The sequence below is a fragment of the Nonomuraea sp. ZG12 genome (assembly GCF_052068115.1).
Classification (GTDB): domain Bacteria; phylum Actinomycetota; class Actinomycetes; order Streptosporangiales; family Streptosporangiaceae; genus Nonomuraea.
In genome coordinates this window covers 101,005-116,358 of the sequence record NZ_JBQHCW010000011.1, presented here as the reverse complement: position 1 = coordinate 116,358, position 15,354 = coordinate 101,005, and the positions used below count along the sequence as shown (strand labels likewise).

Here is a 15,354-nt window from a genome sequence, read left to right as displayed (position 1 = left end):
GTGGCGGCAACGGAGATCCGCGACCGGGTGGCGGGCCGTACGGCCACCCGGCGCGGCCCCTTCTGGACCATCCCGCGCCGTGACGCTCTGGTCGGATACCTGCTCATCTCTCCGCAGCTGGCCGGCAGCGTGCTGTTCGTGCTGCTGCCGCTGGCCCTCGTCGGCTGGTACAGCCTTCAGGAGTGGAACGTCCTGGCCGGGACGTTCGACTTCGTCGGCGGCGAGAACTACGCCAAACTGCTCGCAGACCCGAATATGGGCGAGGTGCTGACCAGCACCACCCTGTTCTCCATCGGCCTGGTGGTGCTCAACCTGGCGCTGGCCCTGCTCCTGGCGATCCTGCTCAACCAGAAACTGGCCGGCACCACCTTCTTCCGCACCCTGTTCTTCTCCCCGGTGCTGGTGTCGCTGGTCGCCTGGACCATCGTCTGGCAGTTCCTGCTGCAGGGCGACGGCGGCATCAACGGCCTGCTCGGCGCGGTCGGCGTCGACGGCCCCAACTGGCTGCGCGGCGACGCCACCGCCCTGCTCTCCGTCGTCGTGGTCCAGGTGATCAAGAACGTCGGCCTCAACATGGTGCTGTTCCTGGCCGCGCTGCAGGGCGTGCCCCGCCAGCTCTACGAGGCCGCCGAGCTCGACGGCGCGAACGCCTGGGTGCGCTTCCTGCGCATCACCATGCCGCTGATCAGCCCCACCGTCCTGCTCACCTCGATCATCACCGTGGTCGGGTCGCTGCAGGTGTTCGCCCAGATCGCGGTCCTCACCCAGGGCGGCCCCGGGATGTCCACCACGGTCCTCGTCTACTACCTCTACCAGCAGGCCTTCCAGTTCAGGCACTTCGGCTACGGCGCCACGCTGTCGGTCCTGCTGTTCCTGATCGTCGCGGCGCTCACGCTCGTGCAGTGGCGGATGCGCCGGAAGTGGGTCTTCCATGAGTCGTAGGGTCAAACTCTCGCTGTACGGCCTGCTGTGCGTCCTGTGTGTGCCGTTCGTCTTCCCCACCTGGTGGATGGTCACCTCGTCGGTCAAGCCGATCAACGAGATCTTCGCCTTCCCGCCCTCGCTGGTGCCCGACCGGTGGGACCTGACGTCCTACAGCCGGGTCTTCGAGCTGCAGCCGTTCGCCCAGCAGTACTGGAACAGCCTCTACATCGCGGCCGTGGTCACCGTGGGCACCATGGCGGTGGCCGCGATGGCCGGCTACGCCTTCGCCCGCATCCGCTTCCCCGGGCAGAACGTGCTGTTCGTGGTCGTGCTCGTCGGCCTGCTGATCCCCAGCGAGGTCACGATCGTCCCGCTGTTCCAGATGTTCCACGACTTCGGGATGAGCGACACCCACTGGCCGCTCATCCTGGTGCCGATCTTCGGCGCGCCCAGTGTGCTGGCCACCTTCATCATGCGGCAGTTCTTCATCACCCTGCCCGGCGAGCTGGAGGAGGCCGCCCGCGTCGACGGGCTCGGCAGGTTCGGCACCTTCTACCGGGTCGCGCTGCCGCTGGCCCGTCCCGCACTCGGCGCGGTCGCCATCTTCACCTTCCTGCACTCCTGGAACCTCTACCTCGAACCCATCGTCTACCTGTCCACCCCTGCCAACTTCACCCTCCCGCAGGCGCTCACCCAGTTCGTCGACGCCTATGGCGGACCCATGTGGAACGTGCAGCTCGCGGCCGCCACGATGACGGCACTGCCGATCCTGGTGGTGTTCGTGCTGGCCCAGCGGCAGTTCATCGAAGGTCTCGCGCACACCGGTCTGAAAGGCTGACCATGCTCACTCGCCGCACCCTCCTCGGCGCCGCCGTCCTGTCGGCGGCCCTGCCCGGCACCGCCTGGGCCTCCTCCGTGCCCGACCTCGCCCCCTTACCTGCGGGAGCGCCCGACCGCCGCCTGTTCACGCCCGCCGAGCAGCGCTTCGCGCCCTACCTGGCGACCCTCGCGCCCATGGTCAACGACATGGACGACAGCGGCTTCTTCGCCGGCGGCTGGTGGCGCAACCCCGCCGCGCCGTACAACGCCCGGGTGCAGGAGCACGTCTTCACGCTGGCCTGGTTCCACGCCAACGCCCGTCCCTGGAACCCGTACGCGGGCGACCCCGCGCTGCTCGCCGCCCTCGACGCCGGGCTCGGGCACTACCTGTCGCTGCAGCACGCCGATGGATCGTTCCCGGAATACCACCGGCAGGAGCACCACCTGGCCGCCACCGGCTTCGGCCTCGGCTACCTCAGCAAGACCCTCCAGCTGCTGCGCCAGTCGGGTGCGCTGCCCGAGCGACGGGCCCAGCTGACCACGGCCCTGCGCACCGCCATGACCTGGTTCCTCGACGCGGACAACCCGACCGTCTGGCAGCCGCGGCTGGGGTACGCCAACCAGACGGCCTCCGGGCTGGCCGGCGCCGCGCTCGCGCTCAACCTCGACCGCGACCCCGCGGCGCGCACCAGACTGACCGAGGCCTTCGCCCGGATCGCCGCCACCGGCCAGAGCCCCGCCGGGTTCTTCTACGAGCAGCGCGGCGCCGACCTGAACTACAACTTCGAGGTCATGCTGCCCGAGCTCGCCGACGCCTACCACCAGACCCGCGACCCGGTCCTGGTCGACATGGCCGCCAAGTACACCGACTGGCTCGGCTACAACCTGCTGCGCGAGCCCGACGGCTCCGGCTACATGACCAACGTCGCCACCTCCACGCGCACCAGCTCCCGTTTCTACGCCGAGGTCCGGCCCGACCCGGACCGGACGGCGCTCAACTGGGTCTTCACCGGCCGCGTGCCGCAGCTCGCCGCGTTCATGACCGCCCGGGAGGACCTCGCCGACGCCCGCGCCGCATGGGCCGCCTCCACCGAGCCGGTGGGGCCGCTCGCCAAGCAGGACACCTCCCCGCGCATCCTCTCCCACGGCCTGTACGGCGAGGGGTTCCCCACCCGCCGCCAGCGTGCCGCCGCCATCGCCCAGCTGCCGTACCTGCGCGACCACGACTTCGTCGAGCTGCGCCAGGACGACGGCCAGGACTTCCTGTTCGTCCGCAAGCCCGGCCTGTACCTGGGCGGCTACTTCGGCGCCCGCGCCGACGCCCAGACCCGCACCGGCCTGACCTTCCTCTGGCACCCCGAGGCGGGCACCGTCATCCAGGCGCTCAACGACAACAACCACGCCTGCTGGTCCACCGTCTTTTCCGGCCAGCGGCCCGACTCCAACGGCCCCCTGCCCGCCACCTACTTCCACGGCGCCCCCGGCGGCCAGGAGTGGACCGGCGGCCAGAGCCGCGGCGCCTTCGGCATCCGTTACGGCAACGACTCCGTCACCACCGACGTGCACGTCACCCGGCAGACGCTGCGCCGCTCCGTCCGGGCGAACGCGCCGGCGTTCGAGCAGATCCCGCTCATCCTGCTCCCGACGGACGAGCTCACCTTCACCGACGGCACCCGCGCCCAGCACGGCGGCTCCGTCACCGCCACGGCCGACGGCCTCGACCTGCGGCGCGGCCGGACGACGATCCGCTTCCGCTGGGGCACCGCCACCCCCGCCACGGTCGCCGCCGGCTCGGTCCGCTACCTGGGCGAACGCCGCTTCCACGCCCTCCGGGTCCCCCACCAGGGCACCTTCGACCTGACGATCTCCCTCTGACCCGGTCCTCGGTAGGACGCGCGTCGCGTCCTACCGGGGCCACGTCCGCTGGATCACCCGAACAGGCAACCGGCGTGGAGATCAGCTGAGGCGTGCCGCCCAGACGGTGCGTTCGGTGCGTACCGAGAGGTCGTCGCGGCGCAGGATGCTGTGGGGACTCTCCGTGTCGAGCAGCCGGTCGAGCGCGGCGAGGTCCGCGGCGGGAAGCGCGTGCGCGGCGGCACCGCGGATGCGTTGCAGGCCGCTGAGCGCGTAGCGGCCGATGGCCTCGTTGCGGGAACCTTCGATGTCCACGGTGATGGTGCGCTTGCCTTCGAGGGCGAACCCGGCGGCGATCAGCATCGGGCCCCAGTCGGCGCCACGGTGGGGCATGTGCTCGGCGTGGAGGTGCGCGGTCGCGGCGTGGCAGCGCTCTTCCAGGCCGGGCCGGTCCTCCGGGGCGTTCTCGGGCAGGAAGCGGGGGAAATCGGCCAGCTCGACGACGGCCAACAGGCCGCCGGGCGCGAGCATGTCGTGGATGGCGCGCAGCGCGCGGTCGGGGTCGGCCAGGTGATGCATCGAGGCCGAGGCCCAGACCAGGTCCGGCGTGCCGAGGTCGGGCCAGTCGGCGGCGTCGAGGTCGGCCTGCACGGTGCGCACGCGGTCATCCGCATCCTGGGCGCACGCCTTCTTCCACAGCCGCTGCAGGTGTCCGGGCGAAGCGTCGACGGCCGTGACGTGCGCCTCGGGGAAGCGGTCGAGGAGGGCGAAGGTGCCCGCTCCGGTGCCGGAGCCCAGGTCCACGATGTGGCGTGGGCTGGTCTTCAGGGGCAGCCATGCGGTGATGGACGCGATGTGCTCGCCGAGGACCTCCGCGTCCAGGTCGAGGATCTCCGCCTGGCCGGCGTCGTCCTGCTGGTGGTGGTCATGCTGGTGGTCGTGCTGGTGGTGGTCGTGCTGCGCGCCATGGTGGTGGGTGTGCGGGTGTGCGTTCGTCATGCCGTCACCGTAAGGCCGGTTTGCTCATCGGGCACGATGGCTCCCGGAATGCGCAAGATGCCGGCGCGTGGCGGTGCCCGACGCGCAAGACGCACCCGCGCCGCCGTCATTCGCGGTTGCCCGGGCTGCCAGAGTCGCCGTCGTCGCGCTGGTGTCCGCGGCGGGCATCGCGGTCGAAGATGCCCAGAATCTCGCACGGTCCGCCTTCGGCGCCGATGTCGTGCGGCATCATGGTGGGGAACTCGGCGGCCTGGTTGGTCTCGAGCCGGAAGCGCCGGTGGCCCAGCATGAGGATCGCGGTGCCGGAGAGCACGACCAGCCATTCCCGGCCGGCGTGGGCACGCATGCGGGCGGGGTTGTCGGGCGGCGGCTGGGTCATGCGCTGGCGTACGACGATCATGCCGGGATGGCCCTTGACAGGCCAGCGCATCGAGCCGTGGGCGCCGTCGATCGTCGGGCTGGTGACGACATCGTCGGTGGCGGTCTCGACGAGCTGGTCGAGGGTGGTGTCCAGAGCGCGGGCGAGGATGACGAGCTGATCCAGGGCGAGGCGGCGCTGGCCGTTCTCGATGCGGCTCAGCGAGGACTGGCTGAGGTTGGCGCGGGCGGCCAGTTCTTCCAGGGACCAGCCCTGTGCGACCCGCAGAGCACGGATCCGTTTGCGTACGAGGCTGTCCACGTCTCCAATTTCTTGCGTCATGGGCAACATTATATGCTCCTCCTGCAAGGCGAGTTTAACGTCGTGCGTAGAAGGGCCCCGAAAGGTCGGGCCACGCACGACGAAAGGGCGCGACATGTCTGTGCGGACTTCCGTGTACGAGAGCGACACACTGCCCGGTGAGACCGTGGACGTCGCGGTGATCGGCGGCGGCGCCGCAGGCTTGAACGGTGCCTTGATGCTGGCGCGCTCCCGCCGTTCGGTCATCGTGATCGACAGCGGGTCGCCTCGCAACGCGCCTGCCGACGCCATGCACGGCTTCATCATGCTGGACGGTACGCCGCCCACCGAGCTGCTGGAGCGGGGCCGGGAGCAGGTGCGCCAGTACGGCGGCCGGATCGTCCTCGGAGAGGTGACCTCTGCCGAGCCCGCCGCTCCGGCCCCCGACGGTGACCTGCGGTTCACGGTCTCCCTGGCCGACGGTGGCACGGTGACGGCGCGCCGCGTGCTGGTGGCCACCGGCCTGCGGGACGTGCTGCCGGACGTGCCCGGCCTCGCCTCGCACTGGGGGCATGGCGTGGTGCACTGCCCGTACTGCCACGGCTGGGAGGTACGCGACGAACCGATCGGCGTTCTCGCCACCGGCCCCACCTCGATCCACCACGCGCTGCTGTTCCGCCAGCTGACCGACGATCTCGTCTACTTCACCCACGGCACCGAACTCGACGACGACACCCGAGCACGCTTCGCCGCCCGCGACATCCGCATCGTCGACACCCCGGTGCGGGAGGTCATGACGAGCGAGGACGGCGGCATCGCGGGCGTGCGCCTGACCGATGGCACGGCCGTGGCCCGCCGCGTCCTCGCGGTCGCCACGCGGATGCGGGCCCGCACCGAGGGCCTGCACGGCCTTAAGCTGCCGATGGAGGACCTGCCCGGCGACATGGGCCGCCGCTTCGCCTCCGGCATGGCCGGCGCCACCGAAGTGCCGGGCGTGTGGGTCGCCGGCAACGCCACGGACCTGACCGCCCAGGTGGGCGCCTCCGCCGCGGCGGGCGCTCTGGCCGGCTCCCACATCAACGCCCTCCTGGCCACCGCCGACACCGACGCCGCCCTCGCCACCGCCCTGACCGGCGTCGAGAACGCCGCCCGGACCGGCGTCGAGAACGCCGCCCGGTAGCAGTGCCAGGTGGCCGTCCGGTTCCACGCGCGGCCATCGTCGCGGCCTCCGGGCGTCGTGGCCGGCTATCGGTCCTGGGCGGTCAGGACCTCGTCGGCGTGGTCGAAGGCCCACTCGCCCAGGGCCCCGATCGGGCCGAGCAGCGTCCGGCCCAGGTCCGTCAGTTCGTACTCCACACGTGGCGGCGCCTCCGCGTACGCCTGCCGCGCCACCAGCCCGTTGGACTCCAGGCGGCGCAGGGTCTCCGTCAGCACCTTGGGGCTGATGCCGCCGATCTGCGCGCGCAGGTCGCCGGGGCGCCGGGGGCCGTGGCGCAGTGACCAGATGACGACCGCGTTCCAGGTGTGGGAGATCAGGTCGAAGGCCAGCCTGGCCTGACAGTCGGCGAGAAACACGGGTCCTCCGATAGGCACCGGATGGTGCGTGACGACATTCCTACAGTCTTCGTACGAGTACTAACACGTGGAGGACGAACATGCGGATCGGCATTCTGGGCGCGGGCACCATGGCCGACGCCCTCGGCACCCAGTGGCTCGCGGCGGGCCACGACATCATGGTCAGCGGCAGGAACCCGGTGGCGAGCGCCGCCCTGGCGGAGAAGATGACGACCGCCGCCCAGCGGCCTGGCGCCCCCGCGCCTGGCGTCGCGCGTGCGGGAACGTGGGCGGAGGCCGCCGAGTACGGCGAGGTGGTGATGGTGGCCGTCCTGGAAGCCGGCCTGCACGACGTGCTACGGGCAGCGGGCCCGGCGATGCGCGGTAAGCCGGTGATCGATGTGACCAACGCGGTCGGGCCTGGCGCCTATGACGTGACGCGCTCACTGGCCGAGCTGATCGCCGACTCCACGGGCGGACAGGTGGTGAAGGCGTTCAACCTGTGCCACGTCGACGTGTGGCGGATGACACCGCCGGTCTTCGACGGCCGCCCGCTGGCCGTCCCCCTGTGCGGGGACGACGAGCGCGCGCTCGCGACGGCCCGCACGCTGGTCACCGACCTGGGCTGCACACCGGTCCACGGCGGCGGCCTCGACAGGGCGAAACTCCTGGAGGCGACGGCGGCGTTCATGATCGGCCTCTGGATCACCGGCGCCGACGCCCAGGCGGTCCTGCCGCCCCTCGCCGGCTCCGGCACCCACCCCACCACCTGAACACCCGGCGCCTGGCGCAGCGGCGTAAGCGGACGTTGACTTTCCTTCGGCTTGAGCGCCTTCAGCAGCGCTGTCCAGGACCCTCGTCGTAGGTGAGAACACGTGCCGGGCCAGCCGGGGTTCCTGCTGTCGCGGGCCCTACGGCTGCATCAGCGAGGTAGCAGTGTGTCCAACGGCCGGTAAGATCATCGCATTCTTACCCAAGCCTGGTCAGCAGTCCGCCGATGCCGCTCCGGCCCCGCGGTGGTCGTGGTCGTGCTGCTCACCGGGCTGCCCGGCGGCGAGGAGGGCCCGCGCCTTCCTTACCGGGCGCCCTATGACGTCAGCTGCCCCGCGTGGACGAAACTGGAGCGCGGGTTCGGCGACACACGGGTGGAGGACCGGGAGCGCGCCTTCCTGTGCCTGGTACGGGACGCGGGCGGGCCGATGTTCCCTGACGACAGGTCCGACCGGGCTCACCTGGATCACGGCAGGGCGTTGTGCGCCCAGCCGAGGTGGAAGAGAACCGACGAATGGCTGCGCAGCGAGGACCGGACGATCAACATGTACGGGCTGGACAGCGCGCTGGTGTTCCTGTGCCCTGACGTCATCGGAGGCCCGGACCTGATGCCCTCGGACGAGCAGATGGTCCAGGATGAGGCCGATTACGTCGCCGCTGCCAATGCCGCCTGCCGTGACCCATGGCCCTCGGCGCGGGCCCGCGAGCAGGGGACCGCCGCCTATTTCACGTCCGAAGGCGGCGGCTATCACCTCGCCGACGACGCGGATCCGGCCAACGAGGACGGGGTCGAGCGGGACCACGACGGGTTGCTCACGGGCGAGGAGACCGGCGTGGGCATCGAAACGATCACGCAGATGAACATCTGCGTGACCGTCAAGGCGTTCGACAAGGCTCCGGCACTGCGACTCAAGGGCTGGCAGGAGGTGGCCGAGGTGGGGGTCACCAGCCGCAGCGGTCGTCTGACGGTGCCGGCCATGCAGTCGGCCGGTGAGGAGGGCGCCGGGAAGGCGCTGCCCAACCTGGCGATCAAGGGGCCGGGGCACTACCGGGTACGCGTCCACGCGCGGGCTGACGAGGACGCCGTCACCATACTCCCCGCCGAGCGGCACCTCATCCTGGTCTATCCCGGGCGGTCCACGAAGGAGATCGTCCATCGGTCTCGTGACTGAATCCACGACGGACTGCACGCGGCACGATGGCCGGTGGCGGCCGGGTGTACGACCTGAGGTGTAGTGCGGAGGACGACCAGGGGAGGATGCCGGGCGGCCGGTGGCACAAGATCCTGGAGCTCACCCGATCGAAGGAGAGTCCAGTGGTCACTCAGGTTGCCCGGGCAAGCGGATACCAGACCGCGTTCAAGGCGGTCGCCCTGCTGTACATGGCGGCGGTGCTCGTGCAGGCGGTGACGGCCGGGCAGTTGCTGAGTGGCGCGACGGGCGGCCTGCACGGAGTGGGCGCGGGGGCCGTCCTCCTGCTGGGGCTGACGCAGCTCGTGGTCGCCGTGCTGTTGTGGCGGCCGGGGCGGGGCGCGGGCTGGCCCGCCCTGGTCAGCCTGGCGGTGCTGCTGCTCGGGCTGGTGCAGTCGATGCTGGGCGGGTCCGGCGCGGTGGCGGCGCACGTGCCGCTCGGCATGGCGCTGTTCGGGCTGAGCGTCTGGCTGGTGGTCTGGTCCTGGCGCCGCTGATCAGCAGCACAGATCAGCACAGATCAGCACAGATCAGCACAGATCAGTACGGCCACGAGAGGGAGGCGGCGCACTCGGCCGCCGTCCCATGTACCAGGGGCGAGTCGCGACAGCGCGGCTCGCCCGTACGAACGTCAGGCGCCCGCGTAGATGCGGTGCACGAACTCGGCGAGTTTGCTGTCGGGCAGTTCCTTGGCCAGGTCGGCCTCGGTGATCATGCCGACGATCCGGTGGTTCTGGATCACGGGCAGCCGCTTGATCTGGTGCTGCTCCATCTTCTCCAGCGCCTCTTCGACGCTGTGATCCGCCTCGACCCACACCAGCCCGCGGGCCAGCTCGCTCGCCGTGGTGCTGTCGAGGTCCTTGCCTTCGGCGCAGCACTTGATCACGATGTCGCGGTCGGTGATGATGCCCTTCAGCCGGTCGTCGTCACCGCAGATCGGCAGCGCGCCGACCGACAGATCGCGCATCATCTGCGACGCGGTGCGCAGGCTGTCGTGCTCGCCGATGCACTCCGCGCCTTGGTGCATCACATCCTGAACCGTCTTTCCGGCCCCTGCTGTGCTCATCTCCGCCTCCCCCAGAAAGGACTGCTGGACATGTCCGGGGTCCTCTACCCAGCCGATGGCCGTTATGCGACGTACGCCTCGCGGGGGCGTCAAGCTACCCGTCGGCGGCGAGGCGGTCGAGCCATTCGCTGAGCAGGTGCTGCTCGCCGCTGGTCAGCGTGGTCTGCTCGGGCAGCGTGGCGAGCAGGGCGCGGGCCGCGCCGGCGGGGCCCGCGTCGCGTACGGCGGGCTTGTCGTTGGTGACGGCGGTGACCATCGACTCCCGCATGGCGGTCAGCAGGGCCGGGTCGCGCTGGTCCTCGGGCAGCGACAGCCAGGTGAGCACCGCGCCACGCGCCGTCGCGTGGATCAGGGCCGCCGCGAGGCGTTCGTCGACGCGGAGCCAGCCGCCGGCGGCGAGGCGGTGGATGCGTCCCACCAGGATCCGCATGCCGGCCTGGAACGCGGCCGACGTGGTGCCGCGCCTCGGCTCGCCGTACATCAGCGCGTACAGCGCGGGGTTGGACAGTCCGAACTCGACGGCCAGGTCCCAGCCCGCGCGCAGGTCCTCGATCGGGTCGTCGGCATCGGCGGCGAGGTGTTTGGCCGCGAGGAAGGTGGTGTAGCCGTGCTCGGCCACCGCTTCGAGCAGTCCGTCCATGTCGGCGAAGTGACGATAGATCGCCGGAGGCTGCACTCCGGCCGCCGCCGCGACCGCGCGGGTGGTGACCGCGTCGCGGCCCTCGCGCGCGAGCAGGTCCGCGGCGGCCTCGATCACGCGCCGGCGGATGAGCTCACGCCCGCCGGTCGCGGCCTCTGACGTTACGTCGTCCTCTGTTCCCCGGGCCATGAATCAATGATACGCCAAAAAGTGGACCATTGATAGTATCGATGGTAACGTCGCCGCGTTATCAGTGGAAATCGCGAAGAAGGAGGACGAGATGTCAGAGAGAATGCGCATCGTCGGTCTTGAGGAACACGTCGTGCTGCCCGTACTGCTCGATGCCTGGGCACGGGCGGGAGTGCGGCAGGTCCCGCAGCTCGGTTTCGGCGACGAGCCGTTCGCGCGGCGGCTGCGCGACGTCGGCGAGCGGCGCCTGGCCGACATGGACGATCAGGGTCTGGACGTCGCGGTGCTGTCCCTGGCCTCACCGGGCGTGCAGAACCTCCCGGCGGCCGACGCCGTGAGCGTCGCACGCGAGGCCAACGACGCGCTCGCCGAGGTGGTCGCCGCTCACCCGGACCGGTTCCAGGCGCTCGCGGCCATCCCGACGCCGGAGCCCGAAGCCGCCGTCGCGGAACTGGAGCGCGCGGTGACGCGGCTCGGCTTCCGGGGCGCGATGCTGTACGGGCGCACAGGCGACAAACTGGCCGACGCGCCGGAGTTCGACGACCTGTACGCGGCCGCCGCCCGACTCCGGGTGCCGCTGCACTTCCACCCGCAGACCCCCGTGCAGCCGGTCCTGGACGCGTACTACTCAGGGTTGGGCGGCGTCGGCATGGGGCTGGCCACCGCGGGGCTGGGCTGGTATTACGACCTGGGCATCCAGTATCTGCGGATGATCTTCTCCGGTGTGTTCGACCGCCATCCCGAGCTGCAGGTGATCGCCGGGCACTGGGGCGAGGTCGTCCTCTTCTATCTCGACCACACGGGGATCATGGCGCACAACGCCAAGCTGGACCGGCCCCTCGCCGACTACTTCCGCCAGAATTTCTGGGTGGCGGGCAGCGGCACGGTGAGCGAGCGCTACCTGCGGTGGACGGCGGAGGTCGTCGGGACCGAACGCATGCTGTATTCGACCGACTACCCGTACACCTTCGGGACCCGGCCAGGCGGCTTCCCGTTCCTCGACACGAGCGGCGGGGTCGCGCGGTCGTTCCTGGAGGGAGCGCCGTTCACCGAGGAGGAGAAGGCCGCCATCGGGTCCGGCAACTGGGAGCGGCTGACCGGGCACGTCACGGCGGGTCGCGACCCTCGGCGGTGAGGAAGCCGCCGGCCTCCGGAAGGGCCGGCGGCGATCGTCATCGGGAGATCTCGTACGGGATGATCTCGGCCAGGGCGGAGGCCCCGCCCATGCCGTAGTCGGCCCGTAGCCTGAGGTATCTGGCCGAGACGCCTCGCAGGTCGACGTCGTTCGGCGCCGTCATCCTCGGCCACTCGACCCGCTCGACGTCCCTGAACGTCGTGCCGTCGTCGCTGACCTGCACCACGCCCTCCAGGATGGTGCCGTTCATGTCGTAGCGCAGCTTGGGCTGGAAGCGCACCGCGGACAGCTCCCTGACCCGCCCGAGGTCGACCGTGATGAAGTGCGGCTGCGCCGGGACCTCGGGGTAGTTGGAGTGGAAGTCGGTCGTGAGGTCGCCGTCGACCGCGCGGCCCGGGTCGCCGGCGCCGGGCTTGAAGGTGCTCGCCGTCGCGCTGAGCTCGGCCGGGGGCACCGGGGTGCCGGCCGGGGTCGCGGGCCATACCCCTGGGGCGTGCTCGGGCTCGTCGGCGACGATCGGCCGGTCGGGGCCGGTGCCCTTGCCGCGGATCACCACGTCGGTGATGACCGAGCCGTGGTCGGAGTAGAACGGGTAGGGCCGGTCGAGCCGGCTGTCGCGGTGGCGGGGGAGACGGCGGTCGTCGGTGCGGGAGCCCAGCACGCGGACGTCCTCGCCGCGCGCGAAGACGTAGTCGATGCGGGCGGGCGCCGAGCGGAAGCCGCTGAGCGTGCTCCAGGTGCGGCCGGGGTAGCGCCCGGCGTTGGGGTTGGCGTGGCGGAAGGTGTCGGTGAAGCCCGCGTCGGTGTACATCTTGGTGAGCGGCCACGGCAGCACCATGCCCGCGTGCCCGCGCGCGTTCGCGAACTGCTCGGTCCAGTCCAGATGGGACCAGGCGTTGAGGTCCCCGCCCATGAGCACGGGGGCGTCGTCATCGCCGATGAAGGACGGCAGCGCCTTGTCCAGGATGGCCTTGCCCATGGCGACGCGACGGTAGTGGTCGTCCTCGAGGAGCTGCTGGTCCGTCTTCGTCCGGGGCATGCCGTAGAGGTTCTGCACGGCCGCCTCGTGGCCGTCCCAGTTGGCGGAGAGGTCGTGCCAGGTCCACATGCTGAACGCGTGGACGTGCTCGCCGTTCGGCAGGCCCAGCCGGGCGCCGCCGAGGTTGAACGAGGAGATGTCCGCGTCGGCGTATCGCGGGTAGACCTTCTCGACCTTGAGCTTCGTGTACAGCCAGAGGTTGTCGCCGTTGACGCTGTAGTCCTCCGGCGTGGTGAGCCGCACGCCGGAGAACCGCTCGTTCGCCGGCCGCCCGGCGTTCAGCCCGTCAAGGATCTTCGTGCCGGATCCGTACCCCTCGATCACGAACAGGACGTCCGGATCGACCTCGTTGAGATACTCGATCATCTGCTGGAGGTTCTCGCCGCTCTTCTCCTGGCCGTTGATCGTGCCGCCGACGTAGAGGTTCCACGTCATCAGCCGCAGCGGCGTGCCCACGTGGTCCTTCGGCAGGGACTTGACGGTGGCGTCGACCGTCACCTGCTGCTCGGGCAGCAGGAAGGGACGGGTTCGGGCGCTCCCCGTACTGCTGTAGATGGTCTCCCTCGCCCACACCTGGTCACCGCTCCTGACGGTGGCGGTGAACTCCTCCACCCGGTTCGGTCTCGGCCGTCCGGTCCACACCACCGTGCAGGTGCGACCACCCTGGTCCGAGTCGCATTCCATCCGGTGCGATGGCGACTGGGCCAGGTGTTCGGCCGCGGCCGGGGGCGCCGGAGCCAGCAGCCCGGCTAAGGCCAGGACAACGGCCAAGGGGGGAATCAATCTGCGCATGAGCTGTCCTTTCATGGGTTCTCGGAGAACTGCGGTCAGCCCTTGGAGCCGGTGAAGGCGATGCCGGCGATGAGCTGCCGTTGCATGAACGCGAAAAGCACGATCACGGGCAGCGTGGCGACGACCGTCCCGGCGAACAGGATCGGGAAGTCGGTCTGGAACTGCCCGCGGAGCGAGGCGAGCCCGGCGGAGAGGGTCATCATCTCCGGATCGGTGTTGACCACCAGCGGCCAGAGCAGGCTGCTCCACGACCACATGACGGTCAGCAGCCCCAGCGCCAGCAACCCCGGCCTGACCAGCGGCAGCATGATGTGCCAGTAGATCTGCAGCGGGTTGGCCCCGTCGAGGCGCGCGGCCTCGTCCAGTTCCTTGGGCAGGGTGAGGAAGAACTGCCTGAGCAGGAACGTGCCGAAGGCCCCGAAGACGCCCGGCGCGATCAGCGCCTGCAGCGTGTTGAGCCAGCCGAGCCCCTGCATGATCTCGTAGCGCGGGATGAGGAACAGCTCGCCGGGGACCATGAGCATGGCCAGGAAGACCATGAAGATGGCGCCCCGGCCGGGAAAACGCAGCCGGGCGAAGGCGAAGGCGGCCAGCGAGCACAGCAGCAGCTGCCCGGCGGTGACGCCCACGGTGACCACGACCGTGTTGAGGAACTGCCTGGCCAGCGGCACCGAGCGGAAGACGTCGGCGAAGTTCGACCACTGCCACGAGGGCGTGAACTTCGGCGGCACCCGCAGCGAGTCCGGCAGCGTCTGCAGCGAGACCACGATCTGCCAGGCGAAGGGGGCGAGCATCACCAGCGCGCCCCCGGCCAGCACCACGTGGGCCGGCCAGGTCCTGGGCCTACTCATAGTGCACCCACTTCTTCTGCAACCTGAACTGGATCACGGTCAGCACGAGGATCAGCCCGAGCAACAGCACGGCGATCGCCGCGGCGAGCCCCCGCTGGTTCTGCACGAAGCCCTTCTCGAAGAAGAGGTAGACGATCGTGCGGCTGCCGGCGAGCGCCGGGCTCTTCAGGTCGATCATGAGATAGACCAGGTCGAAGACCTGCAAAGCGTTGATCATGGTGATCACGACGACGAAGAACGTGGTCGGCGTGAGCAGCGGGAGCGTGATGCTGAAGAACTGCCGCAGCCGCCCCGCGCCGTCCATCGAGGCGGCCTCGTAGTAGTGGCGCGGGATGCCCTGGAGCCCGGCCAGGAGCAGCACGGCGTTGTAGCCGATCGAGCTCCAGATCCCGACGATCGCGATCGCGTAAAGGGCGAAATCCGGATCTCCCACCCAGTAGGGCCCGTCGATCCCCAGCGTGCCGAGGAAGTAATTGATCGCGCCGAAGTCGCCGTTGAACAGGTAGCGCCAGGTCAGGCCCACGGCGGCGGGCATGGTGACGACCGGGAGGAAGTACAGCGTCCGGTAGAGGCTCAGGCCGCGCAGCCCTGGCACGTTCAGCAGCGCCGCCACGACGATGGCCAGTGGCACGCCCGCCAGCACCAGCACCGCGTAGAGCAGGGTGTTGCCGAGCGCGCCGAGCATCTCCTCGTCGCCGAGCAGGTCGGTGAAGTTGGCCGTCCCCACCCAGGTGTGGCCGCCGAAGACGCCCGACTCGGTGAAGCTGAGGTACAGCGTCTGAGCGATGGGCCACAGGTAGAAGACGGCCAGGCCCAGCGCCATCGGGGCGATGAGGAGGTATCCCCACGCCCACTCGCGCTTGGAGAGCATTC

16 protein-coding genes are annotated in these 15,354 nt (G+C 70.2%); 8 read left to right on the top strand and 8 right to left on the bottom strand.

The window, feature by feature from the left end:
* From ACTMTF_RS27945 to ACTMTF_RS27935, 3 genes are read left to right on the top strand one after another with little or no spacing between them, the layout of a single operon-like run.
* Positions 1 to 942 carry a carbohydrate ABC transporter permease gene (locus tag ACTMTF_RS27945; protein WP_441113340.1) on the top strand — a complete coding sequence of 314 codons (942 nt, stop codon included), beginning with the start codon at positions 1 to 3 and terminating at the stop codon, positions 940 to 942.
* Positions 932 to 1,762 carry a carbohydrate ABC transporter permease gene (locus tag ACTMTF_RS27940; RefSeq protein WP_397001776.1) on the top strand — a complete coding sequence of 277 codons (831 nt, stop codon included), beginning with the start codon at positions 932 to 934 and terminating at the stop codon, positions 1,760 to 1,762. Before ACTMTF_RS27945 ends, ACTMTF_RS27940 begins: the two co-directional genes overlap by 11 nt.
* 2 nt (positions 1,763 to 1,764) lie before the next feature.
* Entirely contained in the window at positions 1,765 to 3,618 is a 1,854-nt protein-coding gene (locus tag ACTMTF_RS27935) for a hypothetical protein (RefSeq protein ID WP_441113339.1), read from the top strand.
* Positions 3,619 to 3,699: 81 nt separating this feature from the next.
* On the opposite strand, the gene ACTMTF_RS27930 is transcribed toward ACTMTF_RS27935, so the two are convergent.
* Positions 3,700 to 4,596 carry a class I SAM-dependent methyltransferase gene (locus ACTMTF_RS27930; protein ID WP_441113338.1) on the bottom strand — a complete coding sequence of 299 codons (897 nt, stop codon included), beginning with the start codon at positions 4,594 to 4,596 and terminating at the stop codon, positions 3,700 to 3,702.
* A gap of 106 nt (positions 4,597 to 4,702) precedes the next feature.
* Positions 4,703 to 5,296: a helix-turn-helix domain-containing protein gene (locus tag ACTMTF_RS27925; RefSeq protein ID WP_441113337.1), complete on the bottom strand. Its 594-nt coding sequence runs from the start codon at positions 5,294 to 5,296 to the stop codon at positions 4,703 to 4,705.
* 94 nt (positions 5,297 to 5,390) lie between these two features.
* Between ACTMTF_RS27925 and ACTMTF_RS27920 the strand changes: the two genes are divergently transcribed.
* Entirely contained in the window at positions 5,391 to 6,434 is a 1,044-nt protein-coding gene (locus ACTMTF_RS27920) for an NAD(P)/FAD-dependent oxidoreductase (RefSeq protein WP_441113336.1), read from the top strand.
* A gap of 65 nt (positions 6,435 to 6,499) precedes the next feature.
* Here ACTMTF_RS27920 and ACTMTF_RS27915 read toward each other — a convergent pair whose 3' ends face one another.
* The gene (locus ACTMTF_RS27915) at positions 6,500 to 6,829 is read right to left on the bottom strand and encodes a winged helix-turn-helix transcriptional regulator (RefSeq protein WP_397001766.1); all 330 of its coding nucleotides are present in this window, start codon (positions 6,827 to 6,829) and stop codon (positions 6,500 to 6,502) included.
* Positions 6,830 to 6,909: 80 nt separating this feature from the next.
* Here ACTMTF_RS27915 and ACTMTF_RS27910 point away from each other — a divergent pair, with 80 nt between their 5' ends.
* The 3 genes from ACTMTF_RS27910 to ACTMTF_RS27900 all read left to right on the top strand — a co-directional run bounded on the left by ACTMTF_RS27910 (position 6,910) and on the right by ACTMTF_RS27900 (position 9,266).
* On the top strand, positions 6,910 to 7,581 hold the full coding sequence (locus ACTMTF_RS27910) for an NADPH-dependent F420 reductase (protein WP_441113335.1): 672 nt from the start codon (positions 6,910 to 6,912) through the stop codon (positions 7,579 to 7,581).
* Positions 7,582 to 7,824: 243 nt separating this feature from the next.
* Positions 7,825 to 8,751 (top strand): hypothetical protein, encoded by a 927-nt coding sequence (locus ACTMTF_RS27905; RefSeq protein WP_441113334.1) that lies wholly within the window; start codon positions 7,825 to 7,827, stop codon positions 8,749 to 8,751.
* Between the two features lie 143 nt (positions 8,752 to 8,894).
* On the top strand, positions 8,895 to 9,266 hold the full coding sequence (locus ACTMTF_RS27900; protein WP_441113333.1) for a hypothetical protein: 372 nt from the start codon (positions 8,895 to 8,897) through the stop codon (positions 9,264 to 9,266).
* 134 nt (positions 9,267 to 9,400) lie between these two features.
* Here ACTMTF_RS27900 and ACTMTF_RS27895 read toward each other — a convergent pair whose 3' ends face one another.
* Both ACTMTF_RS27895 and ACTMTF_RS27890 read right to left on the bottom strand, forming a co-directional pair.
* Positions 9,401 to 9,835, bottom strand: coding sequence for a CBS domain-containing protein (locus tag ACTMTF_RS27895; RefSeq protein WP_441113332.1), 435 nt, complete (start codon positions 9,833 to 9,835; stop codon positions 9,401 to 9,403).
* A gap of 94 nt (positions 9,836 to 9,929) precedes the next feature.
* Positions 9,930 to 10,664: a TetR/AcrR family transcriptional regulator gene (locus ACTMTF_RS27890; protein WP_441113331.1), complete on the bottom strand. Its 735-nt coding sequence runs from the start codon at positions 10,662 to 10,664 to the stop codon at positions 9,930 to 9,932.
* Positions 10,665 to 10,755: 91 nt separating this feature from the next.
* Between ACTMTF_RS27890 and ACTMTF_RS27885 the strand changes: the two genes are divergently transcribed.
* Positions 10,756 to 11,799, top strand: a complete 1,044-nt coding sequence (locus ACTMTF_RS27885) for an amidohydrolase family protein (RefSeq protein WP_441113330.1) — start codon at positions 10,756 to 10,758, stop codon at positions 11,797 to 11,799.
* Positions 11,800 to 11,836: 37 nt separating this feature from the next.
* Here the strand turns inward: ACTMTF_RS27885 and ACTMTF_RS27880 are convergent, their stop codons facing one another.
* The 3 genes from ACTMTF_RS27880 to ACTMTF_RS27870 are packed head-to-tail and all read right to left on the bottom strand — an operon-like array spanning position 11,837 to position 15,352.
* Positions 11,837 to 13,630, bottom strand: a complete 1,794-nt coding sequence (locus ACTMTF_RS27880) for an endonuclease/exonuclease/phosphatase family protein (RefSeq protein ID WP_441113329.1) — start codon at positions 13,628 to 13,630, stop codon at positions 11,837 to 11,839.
* A gap of 35 nt (positions 13,631 to 13,665) precedes the next feature.
* Entirely contained in the window at positions 13,666 to 14,481 is an 816-nt protein-coding gene (locus ACTMTF_RS27875) for a carbohydrate ABC transporter permease (protein ID WP_441113328.1), read from the bottom strand.
* A complete protein-coding gene (locus ACTMTF_RS27870; protein WP_441113327.1) occupies positions 14,474 to 15,352 on the bottom strand; it encodes a carbohydrate ABC transporter permease in 879 nt (292 codons plus the stop codon). The genes ACTMTF_RS27875 and ACTMTF_RS27870 overlap by 8 nt, the downstream gene beginning before the upstream one ends.
* Positions 15,353 to 15,354: the final 2 nt, after the last annotated feature.